General features: G+C 39.3%; 24 protein-coding genes, 1 tRNA gene and 1 pseudogene. 6 read left to right on the top strand and 20 right to left on the bottom strand.

Annotated features, from left to right (window positions below; all coding sequences use genetic code 11):
- Positions 1 to 138, top strand: a pseudogene (locus BUC01_RS13475) (DDE transposase); the annotation flags it as partial.
- A gap of 245 nt (positions 139 to 383) precedes the next feature.
- Here BUC01_RS13475 and BUC01_RS25515 read toward each other — a convergent pair.
- The 11 genes from BUC01_RS25515 to purU all read right to left on the bottom strand — a co-directional run bounded on the left by BUC01_RS25515 (position 384) and on the right by purU (position 8,509).
- Positions 384 to 542, bottom strand: a complete 159-nt coding sequence (locus BUC01_RS25515; RefSeq protein ID WP_175560883.1) for a hypothetical protein — start codon at positions 540 to 542, stop codon at positions 384 to 386.
- A gap of 190 nt (positions 543 to 732) precedes the next feature.
- Complete coding sequence (locus tag BUC01_RS13470) at positions 733 to 1,140, bottom strand: HEPN domain-containing protein (RefSeq protein ID WP_025836064.1); 408 nt, start codon at positions 1,138 to 1,140, stop codon at positions 733 to 735.
- Positions 1,137 to 1,451 (bottom strand): nucleotidyltransferase family protein, encoded by a 315-nt coding sequence (locus BUC01_RS13465; protein WP_025836062.1) that lies wholly within the window; start codon positions 1,449 to 1,451, stop codon positions 1,137 to 1,139. The genes BUC01_RS13470 and BUC01_RS13465 overlap by 4 nt, the downstream gene beginning before the upstream one ends.
- 75 nt (positions 1,452 to 1,526) lie before the next feature.
- Positions 1,527 to 2,687 carry a diaminopimelate decarboxylase gene (lysA, locus tag BUC01_RS13460; protein ID WP_025836061.1) on the bottom strand — a complete coding sequence of 387 codons (1,161 nt, stop codon included), beginning with the start codon at positions 2,685 to 2,687 and terminating at the stop codon, positions 1,527 to 1,529.
- Positions 2,688 to 2,782: 95 nt separating this feature from the next.
- On the bottom strand, positions 2,783 to 4,102 hold the full coding sequence (locus tag BUC01_RS13455) for an aspartate kinase (RefSeq protein ID WP_009132256.1): 1,320 nt from the start codon (positions 4,100 to 4,102) through the stop codon (positions 2,783 to 2,785).
- 21 nt (positions 4,103 to 4,123) lie between these two features.
- Positions 4,124 to 4,846: a cell division ATP-binding protein FtsE gene (locus BUC01_RS13450; protein WP_025830708.1), complete on the bottom strand. Its 723-nt coding sequence runs from the start codon at positions 4,844 to 4,846 to the stop codon at positions 4,124 to 4,126.
- A 22-nt stretch (positions 4,847 to 4,868) separates the two neighbouring features.
- Positions 4,869 to 5,480: a bifunctional phosphoribosyl-AMP cyclohydrolase/phosphoribosyl-ATP diphosphatase HisIE gene (gene hisIE / locus BUC01_RS13445; RefSeq protein ID WP_025830707.1), complete on the bottom strand. Its 612-nt coding sequence runs from the start codon at positions 5,478 to 5,480 to the stop codon at positions 4,869 to 4,871.
- A gap of 58 nt (positions 5,481 to 5,538) precedes the next feature.
- The gene (hisF, locus tag BUC01_RS13440) at positions 5,539 to 6,297 is read right to left on the bottom strand and encodes an imidazole glycerol phosphate synthase subunit HisF (protein WP_025830706.1); all 759 of its coding nucleotides are present in this window, start codon (positions 6,295 to 6,297) and stop codon (positions 5,539 to 5,541) included.
- A 6-nt stretch (positions 6,298 to 6,303) separates the two neighbouring features.
- Positions 6,304 to 7,032: a 1-(5-phosphoribosyl)-5-[(5-phosphoribosylamino)methylideneamino]imidazole-4-carboxamide isomerase gene (gene hisA, locus BUC01_RS13435; RefSeq protein ID WP_025830705.1), complete on the bottom strand. Its 729-nt coding sequence runs from the start codon at positions 7,030 to 7,032 to the stop codon at positions 6,304 to 6,306.
- A gap of 16 nt (positions 7,033 to 7,048) precedes the next feature.
- Complete coding sequence (hisH, locus tag BUC01_RS13430; RefSeq protein WP_073313948.1) at positions 7,049 to 7,642, bottom strand: imidazole glycerol phosphate synthase subunit HisH; 594 nt, start codon at positions 7,640 to 7,642, stop codon at positions 7,049 to 7,051.
- 9 nt (positions 7,643 to 7,651) lie between these two features.
- Entirely contained in the window at positions 7,652 to 8,509 is an 858-nt protein-coding gene (purU, locus tag BUC01_RS13425) for a formyltetrahydrofolate deformylase (RefSeq protein WP_073313947.1), read from the bottom strand.
- A gap of 335 nt (positions 8,510 to 8,844) precedes the next feature.
- Here purU and BUC01_RS13420 point away from each other — a divergent pair.
- The 3 genes from BUC01_RS13420 (at position 8,845) to BUC01_RS13410 (ending at position 11,194) form a co-directional block, all read left to right on the top strand.
- Positions 8,845 to 8,918, top strand: a tRNA-Asp gene (locus BUC01_RS13420).
- Positions 8,919 to 9,161: 243 nt separating this feature from the next.
- Positions 9,162 to 10,391 (top strand): site-specific integrase, encoded by a 1,230-nt coding sequence (locus tag BUC01_RS13415; RefSeq protein WP_007663082.1) that lies wholly within the window; start codon positions 9,162 to 9,164, stop codon positions 10,389 to 10,391.
- A gap of 35 nt (positions 10,392 to 10,426) precedes the next feature.
- A complete protein-coding gene (locus BUC01_RS13410; RefSeq protein ID WP_025830704.1) occupies positions 10,427 to 11,194 on the top strand; it encodes a hypothetical protein in 768 nt (255 codons plus the stop codon).
- A 217-nt stretch (positions 11,195 to 11,411) separates the two neighbouring features.
- Here the strand turns inward: BUC01_RS13410 and BUC01_RS13405 are convergent, their stop codons facing one another.
- The 4 genes from BUC01_RS13405 to BUC01_RS13390 are packed head-to-tail and all read right to left on the bottom strand — an operon-like array spanning position 11,412 to position 12,667.
- On the bottom strand, positions 11,412 to 11,705 hold the full coding sequence (locus BUC01_RS13405; protein ID WP_025830703.1) for a helix-turn-helix domain-containing protein: 294 nt from the start codon (positions 11,703 to 11,705) through the stop codon (positions 11,412 to 11,414).
- Positions 11,706 to 11,764: 59 nt separating this feature from the next.
- The gene (locus BUC01_RS13400; protein ID WP_025830702.1) at positions 11,765 to 12,067 is read right to left on the bottom strand and encodes a DUF3876 domain-containing protein; all 303 of its coding nucleotides are present in this window, start codon (positions 12,065 to 12,067) and stop codon (positions 11,765 to 11,767) included.
- Positions 12,068 to 12,077: 10 nt separating this feature from the next.
- A complete protein-coding gene (locus BUC01_RS13395) occupies positions 12,078 to 12,383 on the bottom strand; it encodes a helix-turn-helix domain-containing protein (protein ID WP_025830701.1) in 306 nt (101 codons plus the stop codon).
- Positions 12,380 to 12,667 (bottom strand): DUF3408 domain-containing protein, encoded by a 288-nt coding sequence (locus BUC01_RS13390; protein WP_025830700.1) that lies wholly within the window; start codon positions 12,665 to 12,667, stop codon positions 12,380 to 12,382. Before BUC01_RS13390 ends, BUC01_RS13395 begins: the two co-directional genes overlap by 4 nt.
- Positions 12,668 to 13,156: 489 nt before the next feature.
- Between BUC01_RS13390 and mobA the strand changes: the two genes are divergently transcribed.
- The gene (mobA, locus tag BUC01_RS13385) at positions 13,157 to 13,606 is read left to right on the top strand and encodes a conjugal transfer protein MobA (RefSeq protein ID WP_025830699.1); all 450 of its coding nucleotides are present in this window, start codon (positions 13,157 to 13,159) and stop codon (positions 13,604 to 13,606) included.
- A 282-nt stretch (positions 13,607 to 13,888) separates the two neighbouring features.
- Complete coding sequence (locus BUC01_RS13380) at positions 13,889 to 14,386, top strand: hypothetical protein (RefSeq protein ID WP_025830698.1); 498 nt, start codon at positions 13,889 to 13,891, stop codon at positions 14,384 to 14,386.
- A gap of 118 nt (positions 14,387 to 14,504) precedes the next feature.
- Here BUC01_RS13380 and BUC01_RS13375 read toward each other — a convergent pair whose 3' ends face one another.
- The 5 genes from BUC01_RS13375 to BUC01_RS13355 form a co-directional block, all read right to left on the bottom strand.
- Positions 14,505 to 14,828, bottom strand: a complete 324-nt coding sequence (locus BUC01_RS13375) for a helix-turn-helix domain-containing protein (RefSeq protein WP_025830697.1) — start codon at positions 14,826 to 14,828, stop codon at positions 14,505 to 14,507.
- Positions 14,829 to 14,959: 131 nt separating this feature from the next.
- Entirely contained in the window at positions 14,960 to 15,379 is a 420-nt protein-coding gene (locus BUC01_RS13370) for an RteC domain-containing protein (RefSeq protein ID WP_025830696.1), read from the bottom strand.
- Positions 15,333 to 15,572, bottom strand: coding sequence for a hypothetical protein (locus tag BUC01_RS13365; protein ID WP_034523961.1), 240 nt, complete (start codon positions 15,570 to 15,572; stop codon positions 15,333 to 15,335). Before BUC01_RS13365 ends, BUC01_RS13370 begins: the two co-directional genes overlap by 47 nt.
- 38 nt (positions 15,573 to 15,610) lie before the next feature.
- Positions 15,611 to 16,585: a ketopantoate reductase family protein gene (locus tag BUC01_RS13360; RefSeq protein WP_007663076.1), complete on the bottom strand. Its 975-nt coding sequence runs from the start codon at positions 16,583 to 16,585 to the stop codon at positions 15,611 to 15,613.
- 12 nt (positions 16,586 to 16,597) lie between these two features.
- A complete protein-coding gene (locus tag BUC01_RS13355; protein ID WP_007663073.1) occupies positions 16,598 to 17,425 on the bottom strand; it encodes a helix-turn-helix domain-containing protein in 828 nt (275 codons plus the stop codon).
- Between the last annotated feature and the right edge of the window lie 152 nt (positions 17,426 to 17,577).

The raw sequence follows: 17,577 nt of genomic DNA, 5'->3' as shown, positions 1-17,577 counted from the left end.
AAACAACATTACTCACTGGCCAGAATAAAAGCTAGAAACAGGAAAACGGAAATGCTTTGGATTTTCTTTGGAATACATACGGCCAATGCGGTATGCATGATAGAAAAGGTCGAAAAGAAAAAAAGAACGGCTGCATAATCAGACTAAAATAATAAGAGGAAAACAGGAGAGGTTTTTAACTTCCCCTAAAAAGACATATACATAATGTACCGTTGGGAAGAAAAAATAAGAATATGTAAATAATATTCTATGAAAAAGATAGGAGACTTGAGGCTTTACAGAAAAAAATTAAGAGAAAAGCTCACGTAAAGTAAAACTGTTCTCTTAATTTATTAGAAAGAGGGACATTTACTGAATATCCCTAAATAAGAAAACTGCAAACCTCAGGAAAAGTTTGCAGCCGCTTTTAATACTAACTCATAGTTTCTCTTCACACGTTCACGTTCCTCCTTGGAAACAATGCGTGGTTTCTTCATTCGTTCTTCAAAGCAGCGGGCATCTTCACCAAATAATATAGGTGTTTCACGAATAGGTCTTGCCATTATTGCCTTCTTTTTAAAATTTGTATTGCAAAGATACGGCTTTTTATTTTTCAATAATCACAATTAACTGTATTTCTTTCATAACGCAATTCTTCAAAGTTCATAAGCCTATTAAATCATCATTTGTATACGCAAAATATATTTATGAGATGGCAGATTCAGTCATTGCACAAGTTATCTATCAATATCGCTAAGCTTCTTTAATTAAGCTATAAACTGCATCTACAAAGGCTTTTGCTTGCGGATATAACTCACCGACCATTTCTTCATCACAATACACAAAGTCATCATAATCTCCGCTATGCCTTTTCTCAAATAAAGTGGTGAAAGTCTTACCTACCTTCAAAGGAAGTATCCCAGTTGAAACAAAATGCAAACCAAGCATCGTCTTCACTCCGTTATGCGTCTGAGTTTGAATATCATTCTTTAGCAAAAGAGCAACAGTCGCATAATAACACGCATAATACATTCTGTTTACCGCTGCATTATAAAATGACTCGCGTATCATCACTTCTGCTTCTTTCAACGTCTCATAAGCACGTTGTATTCTATAAGAAATAAGTGCTTTTTTACTTTCCTCATCTAATATTTCTTTCATAACACAATACCTTCATTTACTACATTTACATAAAAAGGGGTCTTAAATGGACGATTCTCCCAAAGCTTCTTCAACATTACTATCGGACTAATCGCAACGCCGGTTTTCAATTCCAATTCATAAAGGGGCAAGGTTATTGCTTCTTCCTGAGCCAATGTCAGTTTCTCTCCTTCAAGCAGAATCAGCAAATCAATATCACTGTCGAAGCGAGCTTCCCCTCGTGCTTCCGAGCCAAACAGAATGGTTTTTGCCGTAGGCGCTATACCATATACTGTTTTTCTAATCTGTTCTATAATCTCTGACCGTCTCATTTTTTAGAGAATTGAGTTTATGTACAAATATAAGCATTTCTCCTCTATAATGATACTAAAACCCGCGTATTTCTTTTATACCAGCTCGTCCGAAGTATACCCCTTCGGCAACTCACGGCAGTTATAGCTTGAAGCCATAATCTCACCATAGGCACCGGCAGAACGTAACGCTATCAAATCTCCGCGCTTCACCTTGTTCAAGTCTATCGCCTTGCCGAATACGTCGGAAGACTCACAGATAGGACCTACCACATCATACGCCTCCACAGCTTCCTCGGAAGTGATATTCTCTATCTTATGATAAGCCTGATACAATGCCGGACGAATCAAATCCGTCATACCGGCATCGAGAATGGCAAATTTCTTATTAGCTCCCTGTTTTACATAAAGCACACGGGAAATCAGCGAACCGCACTGCCCTGTTATGGCACGCCCCAGTTCAAAATGGAGTGTCTGATAGGAACGCAATTTCAGGTGCTCGGCATAGGTTTCAAAATAATCTTTGAAGTCAGGTATCGCCTGGCGGTTAGGATGCTTATAATCAATCCCCAGTCCGCCACCTACATTGACGTGCTCGATACGGATACGGTGAGACTCCAGTTTATCCTGCAATTCGTTCACACGGTTGCAAAGAGCCACGAAATCGCCCATATCCAATATCTGCGAACCGATGTGGAAGTGCAATCCGATGAACTTTACGTTCTTCATCTCCAGTGCCACATCTATCACATTGTCCATGTCCTGCATACTGATGCCAAACTTGTTCTCCGCCAATCCGGTAGTAATGTTGGCATGCGTATGTGCCCCTACATTGGGGTTGATGCGGAAAGCTACATTCGCAACCTTACCCTTTGCCGCAGCCAGTTCATTGATGATTTCCAATTCGGGAATGGACTCTACATTGAAACAGAAAATATTATAATCCAATCCGAGGTTGATTTCCCAATCTGCCTTGCCCACTCCGGCAAACACTATCTTATTCGTCGGGAAACCTGCCTTGATTGCTGCACGGACTTCACCGCCACTTACACAGTCGGCACCCAATCCGTTCTCACGGATGATGGAAAGCACTTTAGGATTGGCATTTGCCTTCACGGCATAGTGCACGTCAAAGTTGCCATACTTTGCGGCTTCGGTGCGCACACAGGAAAGGGTTTCACGCAACACCTTCGTGTCATAATAATAAAACGGGGTGCGCAACTCACGGAATTTATCTATGGGGAATGTTCCTTTCATATTCTTTATCTAAATATAGTGTATTCTTTGTTCAGTTAAAAAGAGCGCTTTTATCAGGATTGGTAAAAGCGCTCGGGTTGTATCAGGGTTATCTCTTATTCTTCGTTGAACAGTGCATCACTAAGCGACTGCAAGGCTTTCTTCTTGTCGCACTCGCGGATGAGAAAGGAAATGTTGTAGTTGCTACCGCCGAAAGAAATCATTCGTACCGGTATGTCGCGCATGGCATCCAGTGCCTTGGCTTCGAAACCTACGTTCTCCCATTCCAGGTCGCCCACCACGCAGACGATACACATATCTTTATCCACGGTTACCGTGCCGTATTTCTTCAGGTCGTCCAGAATCTCATTGAGGTGCTTCGTATTATCAATAGATACAGATACACCTACTTCGGAAGTACAAATCATGTCGATAGAAGTCTGGTAGCTCTCGAAGATTTCGAATACCTTGCGCAGGAAACCATGGGCAAGCAACATACGGCTGGATTTAATCTTGATGGCCGTGATACTGTTTTTCGCTGCAACCGCCTTGATTTTGCCTTTTTCGGTATCATTGGAAATCATGGTGCCGGGAGCGGTAGGGTCCATCGTATTCAGCAAGCGCACCGGAATATTGGCATACTTGGCAGGCTGTATACAAGTGGGGTGGAGAATCTTCGCACCGAAGTAAGCCAGCTCGGCAGCTTCTTCAAAATGAAGATGGCGCACGGGAGCAGTCTTATCAACGATACGCGGATCGTTGTTGTGCATACCGTCGATGTCCGTCCATATCTGAATTTCGGAAGCATTGATGGCAGCGCCGATCAGAGAAGCGGTATAGTCGCTTCCACCACGCTGCAGGTTGTCTATTTCTCCGTAAGCATTGCGGCAGATGTATCCCTGAGTGATGTAGATTTCAGCACCGGGATGCAATTCCAGTTGCATGTGGAGTTTATCCTTGATATATACAGGGTCGGGTTCCGCATTCTTGTCGGTACGCATGTATTCCAAAGCCGGAAGCAAAATAGACTTTACACCGCATTCCTGCAAATAGTAGTTCATCATGGCAGTGGAAATCAACTCTCCCTGTGCCAGAACCACTTTCTCTTCGAACAACGTGAAGAGGTCTTTGGTATATGAACGGATGTAGTCAAAATGAGATTTAATCAACTCCAGACCTTTCTGTTTATACTCGGGAGTGGAATATAATTCATCTACATGCTGTTTATACTTAGCTTCCAGCTTGTTGATAATTTCGTTAGCACCCTCCGGATTCTTCTTGTACAGATAGTCCGAAATTTCCACCAATGTGTTAGTCGTGCCCGACATAGCTGAGAGGACAACTATCTTCTGCTCGCCATCGGTAATCAATTTGGCCACTTCCTTAATCCGCGGGGCAGAACCAACGGAAGTACCTCCAAACTTTAAAACTTTCATCTTCGTTCCTGTATTAAATGATTATATATTATTATTTATTTCTTCTACAATAGGCATCATGCCTGAGTATTCGGAAGTCGCATCCGTTATCTGATGACCTGCACAGCGGTACACCTGTCCCGGAAACTCATGCAGCAACTGGAGATTGTGCGTAGTCATCACCACCAATGAGCCTGTACGGCTGATGTTGTGCAGCAATCCCACAATGGCGCGTCCGGTCTCTGCATCCAGATTACCGGTGGGTTCGTCCGCCAGGATAATCTCGGGAGAGTTGAGCATGGCGCGGGCGATGACGATGCGTTGTTGTTCGCCTCCCGAAAGCTCGTTAGGGAACTTATAGCCTTTGTTGCCCATGCCTACCTGCATCAACACTTCGCTGATACGGTCTTTTATCTCTGCTTTGTTCTTCCAGCCGGTAGCTTTCAGCACAAAAGCAAGGTTGTCGTTCACCGTGCGGTCCGTCAATAACTGGAAGTCCTGGAATACGATGCCCAGTTTGCGGCGCAGTTGCGGAATATGCTTGCGCTTGATGCGGTTCATGTCATACCCCAATACGACCGCTTCACCGGAAATGACATCCAGCTCGCCATAAAATGTCTTCAACAGACTGGTTTTGCCCGAACCGACCTTACCAATCAGATACACAAACTCCCCCTTCTGCAGCTCGAGGTTCACCTCGTTCAGCACGCACAAGTCTTGTTGGTGTACTTCGACATCCTTATATCGTATCAACGGCTCGCCCATTCCCGTTTTAATTATTAATTATTTAGTGTTTCTTCCACGAAGCACTATGACGTACCTGCAATTCGCGTGCCAAATCTTCAATGCTGTATCCTTTGGAGGTAAGCAGCACGATAAGGTGGTATATCAAATCAGCTCCTTCATAAATCAGACGTTCGTCAGTTCCGTTACAGGCTTCAATCACGGTTTCTACAGCTTCTTCGCCCACTTTCTGTGCCATCTTGTTTACGCCCGACTCAAACAGGCTGGTCGTATAAGAGCCTTCCGGCATCTCTTCGTGGCGCTTAGTGATGAAGTCCTGAAGAAGTTTAAGGAACATAACAGGCTGTTCGTTCTTCTCACCCCAACAAGTATCCGTGCCTGTATGACAAACAGGGCCTACAGGATGCACCTGAATCAGCAATGTATCCTGATCACAGTCTTCCTTGATAGAAACGACATTCAGGAAATTACCACTCTCCTCACCTTTCGTCCAAAGGCGGTTCTTGGTGCGGCTGAAAAAGGTTACTTTACCGGTTTCTACCGTTTTGTCATAAGCTTCCTGATTCATGAAGCCCAACATCAGCACCTTAGCGGTGTCTACGTCTTGTATGATTGCCGGAACAAGTCCGTTCATTTTATCAAAATCCATTTTTATATAATTACGAATTACAATTTACGCATTACAATGCAGTTATAATCATTTCATCATCCCCTTACACCGTTCGCATCGAGATTCCTTGGGCGCAAAGATACGATTTTAAATCGGGAATTTTAATTTCTCCGAAATGAAAAACACTGGCTGCCAATGCCGCATCTGCTTTTCCTTGCAAAAAGACATCACGGAAATGCTCTTTAGCACCGGCCCCGCCCGATGCAATGACCGGAATAGAGAGGTTATCAGACATTTCAGCAAGGGCTTCGTTGGCATATCCGGTCTTTACACCGTCGTGATTCATGCTGGTGAAAAGTATTTCTCCGGCACCACGTTCCTGGGCTTCTTTCGTCCATACGAACAGTTCTTTATCTGTTTCCACACGTCCTCCATTCAGATAGCACCACCAGCCTTTTTCGGTCTGTTTAGCATCTACTGCCAGCACACAAACCTGAGAACCAAAGTTTTTTGCAATTTCGTCTATCAACTCAGGACGACGAATAGCAGAGGAATTAATGGAAATCTTATCTGCACCGGCATTCAGCAAGCGGTCTACATCGCTCAGTTCGTTGATGCCGCCACCTACCGTAAACGGAATGCTGATATTGGCAGCAATGCGCTTCACCAGTTCGGCAAATGTCTTGCGACCTTCGAAGCTGGCTGTAATATCAAGGAACACCAGTTCATCAGCGCCTTGCTCACTATATGCACGCGCCAGTTCTACCGGATCACCCGCCTGCCGCAGGTTCACAAAATTGGTTCCTTTCACTGTTTGCCCGTCTTTAATATCAAGACAGGGAATAATTCTTTTCGCTAACACTTGGTTTTAATTATGAATTATGAGTGACTCTATTTCCTTCATTGTGATGCGTCCTTCATACAATGCCTTACCAAAGATAACAGCAGGTACGCCCGCATCTTCCAGCGCACGGATGTCTGCCATGCCGCTCACACCACCACTGGCTATGAGATAAAGACCGGGGTGTTGCTCCAACATCTCCCGATACAGTTCAATGGACGGTCCTTGCAACATGCCGTCGCAACTAATATCGGTACAAATCACTTTTTGAATGCCTTTCTCCACATATTCTTTCAGAAAGGGAAACAATTCGCAAGCACTTTCATCCTTCCATCCGTTCACAGCTATTTTGCGGTCTTTCACATCCGCACCGAGAATGATCTTCTCACTGCCATAGATACCCAACCAATGACAAAAGAGTTCGGGATCCTTCACGGCAATACTGCCACCTGTAACCATCTGCGCTCCATTCTCGAAAGCGATCTTCAAGTCTTCGTCACTTTTCACGCCACCACCGAAATCAACAATCAGGGAAGTCTGCGAAGTGATTCTATTCAAAACATCATAATTGACTACATGATGAGAAGCCGCTCCGTCCAAGTCTACCACATGAAGCCGACGAATACCGTGTGCCTCCATCTCTTTGGCCACTTCCACCGGATTTTCGTTATACACCTTCTTACTGTCATAGTCACCTTGCGAAAGGCGTACACACTTTCCGTCGATAATATCTATTGCAGGAATAAGTTCTATCATATATTCATCTACTTAACTATAATTCTAAAAAATTGCGCAGGATACGCTCTCCCACACCTCCACTTTTCTCCGGATGGAATTGGGTAGCGTAATAATTATCCTTATGCAAGGCAGCGCTAAACGGTTGTATATAGTCCGTCACAGCAGCCGTATATTCATTAACCGGAACGTAGAAACTATGCACAAAATAGACAAATTCTTCTTTTGTAAAACCTTTGAATAAGTCACTGTTCGTTTCTGTAAGCGTATTCCAACCCATATGAGGCACCTTATCCTCATGCTTCTGTGGGACGAAACGCTTCACCTCCGTATCAAAAATACCCAGACAGTCCACATCCCCTCCTTCTTCAGAATGCCGACACATTACTTGCATACCCAGGCATATTCCTAAAAGAGGCTGCCTAAGTTCCTTTATCAATGCATCCATGCCACTGACACGCAGAAACTTCATGGTTGTTTCCGCCTCGCCCACACCTGGGAAGATCACTTTGTCTGCCGCACACAATTCATCTTTATCCGCCGTCACTACAGCTTCCACGCCCAAACGCTTCAACGCATAATCTACCGAATAGATATTGCCCGCATTATATTTGATAATCGCTACCTTCATGAATATACCTTAACTAAATATCACTGTTTTATTCTTATATGCCAGTACCTTGCGTTCAATATGCTTCTGTACGGCACGCGAGAGAACAATCTTCTCCAAATCTTTCCCTTTATTCACAAGATCTTCTACAGTATCTTTATGAGTGATACGAACCACATCCTGCTCAATGATCGGTCCTGCATCCAGTTCCGTTGTCACATAATGACTCGTAGCACCAATGATCTTCACACCACGCTCAAATGCTGCATGATAAGGTTTTGCTCCCACAAATGCAGGAAGGAAAGAATGATGAATATTGATAATCCTATTGGGATAGGCATCAATCATCTGCTCTGAAATCACCTGCATATAACGAGCCAGTACAATGAAATTCACCTTATGTTTTGCCAGCAATTCCATTTCTTTTTTCTCCTGTTCTTCCTTTGTCTCCTTTGTAATGGGGAACAGATAGAAAGGTATTCCGAAACGTTCGGCTACATGTTGCAGGTCGGGATGGTTACTTATAATAAGAGGAATCTCAACATTCCACTCTCCTGCCGTATAGCGTGCCAACAAATCGAACAGGCAATGCGACATCTTAGACACAAATATTGCCATGCGTGGTTTCGCATCCGAGAAATAGAGACGGAAAAACATTTCATATTTCTGTGCGTACAGCGTAGCAAAATAATCTTCAATTTTCTCTTGCGGTATCAGAAAGTTCTTCAATTCCCATTCGATACGCATGAAAAAGATATTCTCCACATGATCGACATATTGGTCCAGATAGATAATATTTCCCTTGTTTACCGTTATAAAGTCTGTCACTTCTGCCAGAATTCCCGGTTTGTCGGGACAGTGAAGTAACAGTTTGGCCGTTTTCATCATCCTAAATTATCGTTTTTATCGTTTTCAAATTACAATTTTCTCGATTTGAGTTTGCAAAAATAACGATTTATTGTAAAATAACGAAGTTTTCGAGCAAGAAGTTTAAATCAAGCAACAGAAAGTTTCGCTTTCATTACAAAACCACACCAATGTCCTTTCACAAAAAGTTCTGCAAGGACTTATTTTTTTCACATCCCAATGTTCTCAAAATGAGGATATAAAAGGAAAAGAGATAAAATCAAGCAAAAAAAATCATCATAGTTATTGCAGGTTTCAAAAAAATGCCTACCTTTGCAACCGCAATCGAGAGAGATAGCGAATAAAAAAAATGAAATGGTGCGTTAGTTCAGTTGGTTAGAATACATGCCTGTCACGCATGGGGTCACGGGTTCGAGTCCCGTACGCACCGCGAAAGCAAATAGCAAATTAAAGCAAAGCTCTGAAATTCAATGATTTCAGAGCTTTTTCTTTTTCTCCGCTTCGGCAAAAAATAGTGGTTTTAAGCAGTTCTCACGTGGCTTATTCGTGGGACTTTTTGAAAGCTGTTTTTGCTCCCACGAATTGACGCATTTGTCTTTGATTGTCAGCTTTTTGCGTAGCTGGTTTTTGAGTGTAGCAAACTAATTTTGTACCACTTAAAAAACAAAGAATTATGGGAGCAGTGAAAAGAAACACACTAAGCGTATTGTTCATCATCAAGAAAGCGAAACTTCTGAAAAACGGTGAAGCTCCTATCTGTATGCGCATCACCGTAAACAAGCGAGTAGCCGAAGTTATGATTAAACGGAGCATTCCCATCGATTTATGGAATCAGAAAAAGGAATGTTCCAAAGGAAAAGACCGTGTAGCCGCAGAATTAAACCACTATATCAATACGGTTCGTGCCAAAGTATTGCAGATACACCGTGAACTGGAAATAGACAACAAACCGATAACAGCCGATATAATAAAGGATTGTTTCTACGGACGGGATAAGGTACAGCGCAGCTTGCTGGAAGTGTATGCAGAGCATAACGAAAAATGTCGTGCCCTGATTGGCAAAGAATATACGGAAAGCACAGTTACCAAGTTTGATACTTCCATAAACCGCCTGAAAGAATATATTCGCAGTAATTACCACCGTGATGATATAATGTTGGCAGAACTGGATGGACAGTTTATCCGTGACTTTGATTTTTGGCTGAAAACGGACAAGCATTGCCAAAATAACTCCGCATTGAAACATTTGAAGAACTTGAAAAAGGTTATCCGCATTGCTTTAGCTAACGATTGGATAAAGAAAGACCCGTTTTACGGCATCCACTTCAAGCAGGATGAAGTAAATGTAGAGTTTCTTTCACGTGAAGAACTGGATATTTTGATGAACAAAGAATTTACTATCAAACGATTGGAGCAGGTAAGAGATGTTTTTGTCTTTTGTTGTTTTACCGCGCTCGCTTTCGTGGATGTGCAGCAATTAAGCCGTGAACACCTGATAAAAGACAATAACGGTGCTTTGTGGATACGCAAGGCACGACAGAAAACTAATCAGATGTGTAATGTTCCCGTCTTATCTATTCCTCAAAGGATATTGAGAAAATATGAAGATAATGCAGAGTGCATAAAAAAAGGAGTACTTTTGCCTGTAATCAGTAATCAGCGCATGAACGCCTATTTAAAAGAAATTGCTGATGTATGCGGCATAGCCAAACGGCTGACCACGCATGTTGCAAGACATACGGCGGCTACTGTTGTTTTTCTTGCCAATGATGTATCAATGGAAAATGTGTCTAAAATCTTGGGACATTCCAATATCAGAATGACACAGCATTATGCAAAAGTTTTGGATAGTTCTATTATGCGTGATATGGCAAATGTAGAGAGAAATTTTATAGGAAAATAGTTTTTAATTATTAACTTTGTCTCAAAAGAAATAATATGAAGTGTTTTGTTATAATGCCTATATCTGATACAGACGATTATCCAAGTGGACATTTTAATAGAGTTTATCTGCATCTTCTTAGACCTGCAATTGAAAAGGCAGGATTTGAAGCAACAAGAGCAGATGAAATTCAGGAGACTAATTTTATAGTATTAGATATAGTTCAGCATCTTTTGAGTGCTGAAATGTGTATCTGTGATTTGAGTTCTAAAAATCCAAATGTGTTATATGAATTAGGCATAAGGCAGGCTTTTAACTTACCTGTTTGTTTAATTAAGGATGATTTAACAAGTCGTATTTTTGATATACAAGGATTTAGGGATTGTGAATATTCTAGTTCACTAAGAATAGATGAAGTTCAAAACGAAATAGATATTATAGCTGCTAATATAAAATCAACATATTCTACTAAAGAAACAAATATTAATTCTTTAGTATCTTTATTAGGCGTTTCTACTGCTACACTGGAAGCAAATATACATTTATCGCCTGAAATTACTTATGTAACAGAAATGATAAAAGACCTAACTTCAAAAATAACCAATTTGCAAGAAAGACTTCCAAATACATCCTCTGAGATACATTACATAAACCAAAAGTGCGCATTAGCTATAGGTGATAATGTTATACATGAAAGATTTGGAAAAGGATTTATAAAAGATATTTTAAAATCAGGTCGAGACGAAGTGGTGAAAGTTGATTTTGAGAACTTCGGGGAAAAATCCTTAATGACAAGGTTTGCAAAATTGCAGAAAGAAGTATAGTACTTTTTCCGAAGCTGAATAAAACATTAACAAAGGTAAGCTCCGTATTCCGTCCGTTCAAGTCCAAGCCTTATGGGTTTAACTAAAAATCTCCACACCTGCGCTGCGCTCCGGGTTGTATTTTTAGTTAAAGACTTGCACAGACGAAATACTACACTAATAAAGTTAATGCTCTTAGTCAGTTTCGGAAAAAAATGTGTGTTTTTAAGGATGGAGGTTATTCCTGCCGTTCTTTATTATAGTAGGTCTGCAAAAGCCTTTCTATATCGCTTTGACGGTAGATTATTTTGCCTTTTATCTGAATGTAAGGGATAACGCCCGTATCTCTCCATTCTTGCAGCGTGCGGATGCTTACTTTCAGGCATTTGGCTGCTTCCCGGTTGCTTAGAAACTTTTCACCGTTCAAATGTGGTCTGTTTTCCTTTGCCAGTCGGCTGATACCGTCTAATATTCTATCCATAGACTGAAAGAAGTCCCTAATTATTTCACTATTGCCATTTATCAGTTCCATATTGCTATATCGTTATATTGATTGATAATTCGTTTGAATGATTGACAGACATACACCTGTCAGTTACGCAGATACTCGCCATAGTAAAATATGGAAATACTATCTTTTACCGCATCATAGCCGATATAAAGCCGTTTAAAGGCTTCAACGATGAAGTAACGGTTATCTTCTTTCTGTATCTCGTAAACGGCTGGTTTCGCCTGTCCGTTATCAGATACATGGAGCATCGAAAGGAAATACTTTTTCTTGCTTGGGTATATCATCACCGTAGGATGAAGGTTTAAACTTTCCCAAATTCCGACAATAGCAGACAATTTGAATGACTGGTTTATTTCCGTATTATTTTCTTCTTTCTTTTCCATAGGACAATATTTATTTATTGTTTGATTTATAATTCGTTATCTTGTTTTCCATACATTCTGCAATCAGTCTTTCAATATCGGCAGATTTATAGTACAGCTTGTTACCTATTTGGGAGTAGCCCAGTTTACCGCTATCCCGGTAGTTCTGCAAACTTCGGATGCTGATACCGAGCAGGGCACACACTTCACGACCTGACAGCCATTCATCTGGCTGACGGGTATTCTCTTTGCAAATCCGTTCCACCTGACTGGCGAAGCCGGAAAACCGACCGCACACCTGTTTAAAGGTCTGTTCCTCAATAGTTATGATATTCATAGGTTTTTTTCTTTTGGCTGGTTGAATATTCCTTTTTGCATTTCTTCCCGATAGAGAGCCGAAAGAACATCATTGTGTGTATTCAAATGTTCTTCCAGTACGTTATCAATGAAATTTCCGATACTTACCTGTTTGCCAGTAATCACGCCTACAATCTGCATGATACGTTTCTGTATCTCTCCGCTTATGTACACGCTTTGACGGTTGCAGATTGTCCGCTTTTGGAGATACGCCGTTTTGTAGTTCTCCTGTTTTTGCTGTAATGATTGTTTTACTTCTTCCATGCTTTCAATTTTTAATGGTTTATAAATAGGTTGATTGATTTCTGATACTGATTGAAAGAAAGTGAACCAGTTTTATAGCTGCATTGCTTTATCTTTAAATAGCTTTCAAATACGATTTAAAGCCATTTCTAAATATTGTTTGGCAGTCTTATGTATTGCTTTCATCCAATCAATTTTCAGCAAAGAAAGGGGTAAAAACAGACGCTTTTCAAAATAGGGTTGCTTTGTCCGTTTGTGGCGCAATTTGGCGTTATACACTATATTTCAGGGATAAAAGGCTGTCTGTAATTTTGTAACCGATAAATAGATATAGGAAGAAGCCGAACCGCTTGCTTTGGCAATCCGACGGAAGGAGGATTTTTATGTTCATTAGAACATAGCAAGTTGTGTTTTGAGGTCCGCTATTCGCTTTTTGCACCTCAAAACCTTGCCACCTGATAAGGTGGTTTGGTTTACTCCGAAGTCGTAAACCTTGTAAAAATTATGATTATGGAACAGAAAAAGAAGTATCAACACAATGGAGGGCGCAAGCCTAAACTTGACCCACGAACACACCGCTATTCACTGAATTTGGATGATGTGGAGAACGCCAAGTTCTTAGCCTTTTACGACCAGTCTGGCTATAAGGTAAAGGCACATTTCATAAAGAACTGTATTTTCGGAAAGTCGTTTAAGGTACTTAGGATTGATAAAAGCAAGGTTGATTATTACATCCAACTCTCCCAATTGTTTTCACAATTCAGGAGCATAGGCATACTGTATAACCAAACGGTGAAAGAACTTCATTCCAACTTTTCGGAAAAGAAAGCACTTGCCCTGCTTTACAAGCTGGAACACTACACTGTTGAACTGGTAAAGACGAACCAGCAGATTATTGTACTTACCAAACAGTTTGAAGCATCTTATAAGGAAGAGGGGATTATATCAGTAGAGAAATAAATACATACTTGCCAAAAGAAAAATATCCCGAAGCTGCCGCGTGTACAGCTTCGGGATGAATTTTAATATTAGTTGTTTGCTTTAATATAGGACTAACGGGGTTTAAAATCATATGTTGTATTCAGCAAATTATAATCTTTCTCCACAGAGGATCACTGATAGTACATTCTTATATTATCATATAACTACAACAAAGATAATTATTCTCCTTTGAAAATGAAATAATTGTAGAGAAATGACTACTTTTGTTTATCATAAAAGTGAAAACACATAATTGAGCATATGAAAAAGTTGATACTATTTTTTACTAATCCGATTATCGGAGGAATCTTGTCTTTAATAGGAATTTTGGAAATCCTATTTAGTATCCCATCCTCATATCTAAACTATAGAATATCATTGTGGATAATAGTTTTAGTCATCGGATTTATCATTCTTGCATTATATTTATATAAAAAGCTACGAATTCTATATTTTATTAAAACATATACTTCTGATAGTTTTGGAGGATCTCGTACTTATACTTGGAAATGGAGTAAAACCACATATTATACCAATGTTTACGGATATATGCCCGACCACATTAATGTTCAAGATATAACAAAGTTAGATCCTGATACAAAAGTATATGATTTCAGTCACTGCATAACAAACAAAGATTTATTGCAAGAATATATAATGGTTAGTTTATATGATAAGGTAGAAAACAGTAAGCAGACTAATCTATTTATACAGCAATTACATAACCTTGAAGCTCATTATTCTAAGCAAAAGCAATAAAACCTTTATCCCAATATTTTAAATAGAAAGTACATATTGGCGGATGAACAACAAAAACTTGCCAAAAGAAAAATATCCCGAAACTGCCACGTGTACAGCTTCGGGATAAATTTCATACTTACTTATCCGTTCCGTATTCTTTCTCAAACTTACGGAACGTACCCACATCGAACCGTTCCTTTATGAACTCACGCACATCCGAAGCCCGGTAATAGGCTTTTCCGCTAATCATCATAAAGGGTAGCAGTTTTTTACTTCTCAATCTCTGCAATGTCCGGGTACTGACTTTGAATAGCAGGCATAAATCCTGATTATCCAGTAGTTTGTCATTCGGCATCACTTCGGGATTGGTCTGCAAACTCTTTACGTCTTTGCCAACTCCTTCCAGTTTATCAAGTAGTTTTTGTATCCAGTCTTTGAACTCGTAATTATCTACATACATAATTTACTTCATTTTTCAAGTTATATATAAATGATTACCAATCGATTGATGAAGCAAAGTTCGGCAAAGGAAAGCAAACAAATTACAGGGTAGCATACGCTACCCCGTATAAATTGATGCTAAATACCTGATTATCTATACCCTTTATTTTCGTGTTCTTTGCGGATAAAGGTTGCCAGTTCATTAAGGAACTCCGTTAGTTTGGCAGGCTTTCGTTTAATGACATCCATATACTTTTGGTGATAATCACCTAATTTGATATTAAAAAGCCATTCAAAGGCTTTCCCTAAGTCTGTCAGGTGAATAGGGTTTCCATTCTGATATATTACACGTTTTGAAAGGAATAAGCCGCTGACTATTTCCATGATATTGACAAGGCTTGTTTTGTCAGCTAAATGGAGAGGGGAAATAAAGAGCTTATTTGCATGTTGCTGGAACTGTTCAGGATATTTTATGCGCAGTTTGATAATACGCATTTCATTATTTAGTAATCCTATTGCTTCATCAATTAAATGCAAGTAGGGCATTTTTTTCTTGCTCAAACCGCACACGATACGATTTAAGTCGATGCAAACCAAAGGAGAAATAACGAAGTAAAACGCTATAATCCTGTTCGTTGAAACTGAAATTAGCTAAATGTGTAGCTAATTCCTCAATAGCTTCTGTAAACTCTGTTACAGAAACTTTACGCTGCGAGCATTCCAATAATAATTGGAAAAATCTCTCTTGTAATATATCTTTCATATACTTATATTTAATGGCTATCGAATTGATAGCTTTATTCACTTACTTTTATTAGTTTGGTTAGAAGATATATAACTTTTTAATTGTGCCAGATTAGGAGTTGTAACAGCATATTTTATACCACTATCTATTATATCATCTATCATTTGCCTTATTTCAACAGGAGAATGATTTATATGTCCATCAAACATAAGTTGCAGAGCATCATTACCATAAATTTTCTTAGCTATTGGCACACTGATAAATAAAGGTAAAAGATATAATCTATTTGCTTTTTCTGTTTTAGGATTGATACCCATTCTTTTACAAATAGCTAAGCCTTCCCGAATAGCTTTCATTGTAATTTTAATAATAGCTGTATTCTCTATAAATTTAGAGGCACTTCCGGCACTCATTATTCCCGCTGAAAGACCGGCAGCAACAGCATAATGTGTGATTAGCCATACTAATATTTGATTAGAAATGACAGGCTTTAAGTTTGCTTTATCCAGTATTATAAAAAGTTTTTCTACTTGTGGAGTTATCCGCCCGTCTTTTTCACCTAACGGAGTATTGGAATATTTTAGACCTGAAATAGCACAATGTATGCTTTTATCTTCTTTTCCACCCCCGACCATGAAGGGAAAGGCAAAAAAGTATTGTTCAGGTTTTAGATATTTATCTATTTCAGTAAAAACATTCCAGTTATTTTGGAAAAATACAACATTTGCTTTTCCTGCTGACTTTGAAAGACTTGGTAATATAGTTGATAATTGCAATTTATTGGTGGAGACAATAATGTATTCAAAATCATTGTTTGACGAAAGTTCGTCTATTACTGTAGGCTTAAAGATTATATCTGTATCTTTTCTTGTTTTCTCTCTAAAGTCAGAACAGATAATGCGAATACCATCTTTTTGTACAAGTTCTTTTTGCTCCTTACGCACCAATACAGCAACGTCACATCCTGCTTTGGATAATTGCCAGCCATAAGTACAACCCACTACGCCAGCACCGTATATCAATATTTTCATAAAGCGATGTTATTAAGTTTTTTTGTCGTTGATAAATACAGAGTTGAATACCGATAGGTTTTCGGTATAAGTATCACAAATTTCAAGTAGTTGTTTAGGGGTATAGCCCGTGAACATATTAAACTCTTTTATTAAATGTGATTTATCATAATATCCACAATCATAAGCAACTTTACTTATGCTGATTTGTGGAGTTGATTGCAAAATATGGAATGTCTTCCTAAATCGTGTGATTTGGATAAAATCTTTTGGATTTAGTCCTACATATTCAGCGAATATCCGTTTAAATTGCTTATATCCTAAACAAGCCGTTTGAGATAAAACGGATATATTCCCTTCTCCTTCATTGATATTTTGAACAGTAGTTATAATCCTATTGGCGTTGCATGGAATATTTTTGCATAATCTATTTAATAAATATTCTTCTATCAATCTGACTATTTGATAATTATCTGATGTTTCATTTATTTTCTCTTCCAATTCTACTAAACAGGTGTTATCTAACAAATCAATACCTATATTCTGATTAGTAAACTCTTCCATAGGATATGGAAAAAACATCCTGCATCCGATAGGCTGGAATAAAATAATGACCATATCCAAGAAAGAAAATTCTATGTCTGAATAAGTACTGATTTGCCCGCTTATATAGGATTGTGGTTGCGTTCCCTTATGAAAAGAAGAAATAATTTTGTTTCCTTTATGAAAAACAATTCCTACACAACCTGCTGGGATAGAACGTTGAAAGCCTTGCTTTACATCATCTATCCTTAAAAACCAATATTGCTTTATATAAGGAGCAAGCAATTTAGTAGGTTGTATTACTTGAATTTTCTCCATTTTGCCTTAATTATCAGGCAAAAGTAAGATTTCTTAGATTGATAATAGGTGTAAAAAAGGGACATTCTAATAAAAAAGTAATAAATGTGATAGGACTAAAGCTTAGTCTATGTTCTTCATAGGGTTATTAAAAGCAAAATAGTAAAAAGCAA

Source organism: Bacteroides stercorirosoris (assembly GCF_900142015.1).
In the GTDB taxonomy this organism is placed as follows: Bacteria; Bacteroidota; Bacteroidia; order Bacteroidales; family Bacteroidaceae; genus Bacteroides; species Bacteroides stercorirosoris.
This window is presented reverse-complemented; position numbering and strand designations above follow the sequence as displayed.

Bases quoted from the DNA above. Each gene is read 5' to 3' on its own strand.
- BUC01_RS25515 (WP_175560883.1), bottom strand. From the start codon at position 542: ATGGCAAGACCTATTCGTGAAACACCTATATTATTTGGTGAAGATGCC.
- BUC01_RS13470 (WP_025836064.1), bottom strand. From the start codon at position 1,140: ATGAAAGAAATATTAGATGAGGAAAGTAAAAAAGCACTTATTTCTTAT.
- BUC01_RS13465 (WP_025836062.1), bottom strand. From the start codon at position 1,451: ATGAGACGGTCAGAGATTATAGAACAGATTAGAAAAACAGTATATGGT.
- lysA (WP_025836061.1), bottom strand. From the start codon at position 2,687: ATGAAAGGAACATTCCCCATAGATAAATTCCGTGAGTTGCGCACCCCG.
- BUC01_RS13455 (WP_009132256.1), bottom strand. From the start codon at position 4,102: ATGAAAGTTTTAAAGTTTGGAGGTACTTCCGTTGGTTCTGCCCCGCGG.
- BUC01_RS13450 (WP_025830708.1), bottom strand. From the start codon at position 4,846: ATGGGCGAGCCGTTGATACGATATAAGGATGTCGAAGTACACCAACAA.
- hisA (WP_025830705.1), bottom strand. From the start codon at position 7,032: ATGATAGAACTTATTCCTGCAATAGATATTATCGACGGAAAGTGTGTA.
- hisH (WP_073313948.1), bottom strand. From the start codon at position 7,642: ATGAAGGTAGCGATTATCAAATATAATGCGGGCAATATCTATTCGGTA.
- purU (WP_073313947.1), bottom strand. From the start codon at position 8,509: ATGATGAAAACGGCCAAACTGTTACTTCACTGTCCCGACAAACCGGGA.
- BUC01_RS13415 (WP_007663082.1), top strand. From the start codon at position 9,162: ATGGGAGCAGTGAAAAGAAACACACTAAGCGTATTGTTCATCATCAAG.
- BUC01_RS13410 (WP_025830704.1), top strand. From the start codon at position 10,427: ATGAAGTGTTTTGTTATAATGCCTATATCTGATACAGACGATTATCCA.
- BUC01_RS13405 (WP_025830703.1), bottom strand. From the start codon at position 11,705: ATGGAACTGATAAATGGCAATAGTGAAATAATTAGGGACTTCTTTCAG.
- BUC01_RS13400 (WP_025830702.1), bottom strand. From the start codon at position 12,067: ATGGAAAAGAAAGAAGAAAATAATACGGAAATAAACCAGTCATTCAAA.
- BUC01_RS13395 (WP_025830701.1), bottom strand. From the start codon at position 12,383: ATGAATATCATAACTATTGAGGAACAGACCTTTAAACAGGTGTGCGGT.
- BUC01_RS13390 (WP_025830700.1), bottom strand. From the start codon at position 12,667: ATGGAAGAAGTAAAACAATCATTACAGCAAAAACAGGAGAACTACAAA.
- mobA (WP_025830699.1), top strand. From the start codon at position 13,157: ATGGAACAGAAAAAGAAGTATCAACACAATGGAGGGCGCAAGCCTAAA.
- BUC01_RS13380 (WP_025830698.1), top strand. From the start codon at position 13,889: ATGAAAAAGTTGATACTATTTTTTACTAATCCGATTATCGGAGGAATC.
- BUC01_RS13375 (WP_025830697.1), bottom strand. From the start codon at position 14,828: ATGTATGTAGATAATTACGAGTTCAAAGACTGGATACAAAAACTACTT.
- BUC01_RS13365 (WP_034523961.1), bottom strand. From the start codon at position 15,572: ATGAAAGATATATTACAAGAGAGATTTTTCCAATTATTATTGGAATGC.
- BUC01_RS13360 (WP_007663076.1), bottom strand. From the start codon at position 16,585: ATGAAAATATTGATATACGGTGCTGGCGTAGTGGGTTGTACTTATGGC.
- BUC01_RS13355 (WP_007663073.1), bottom strand. From the start codon at position 17,425: ATGGAGAAAATTCAAGTAATACAACCTACTAAATTGCTTGCTCCTTAT.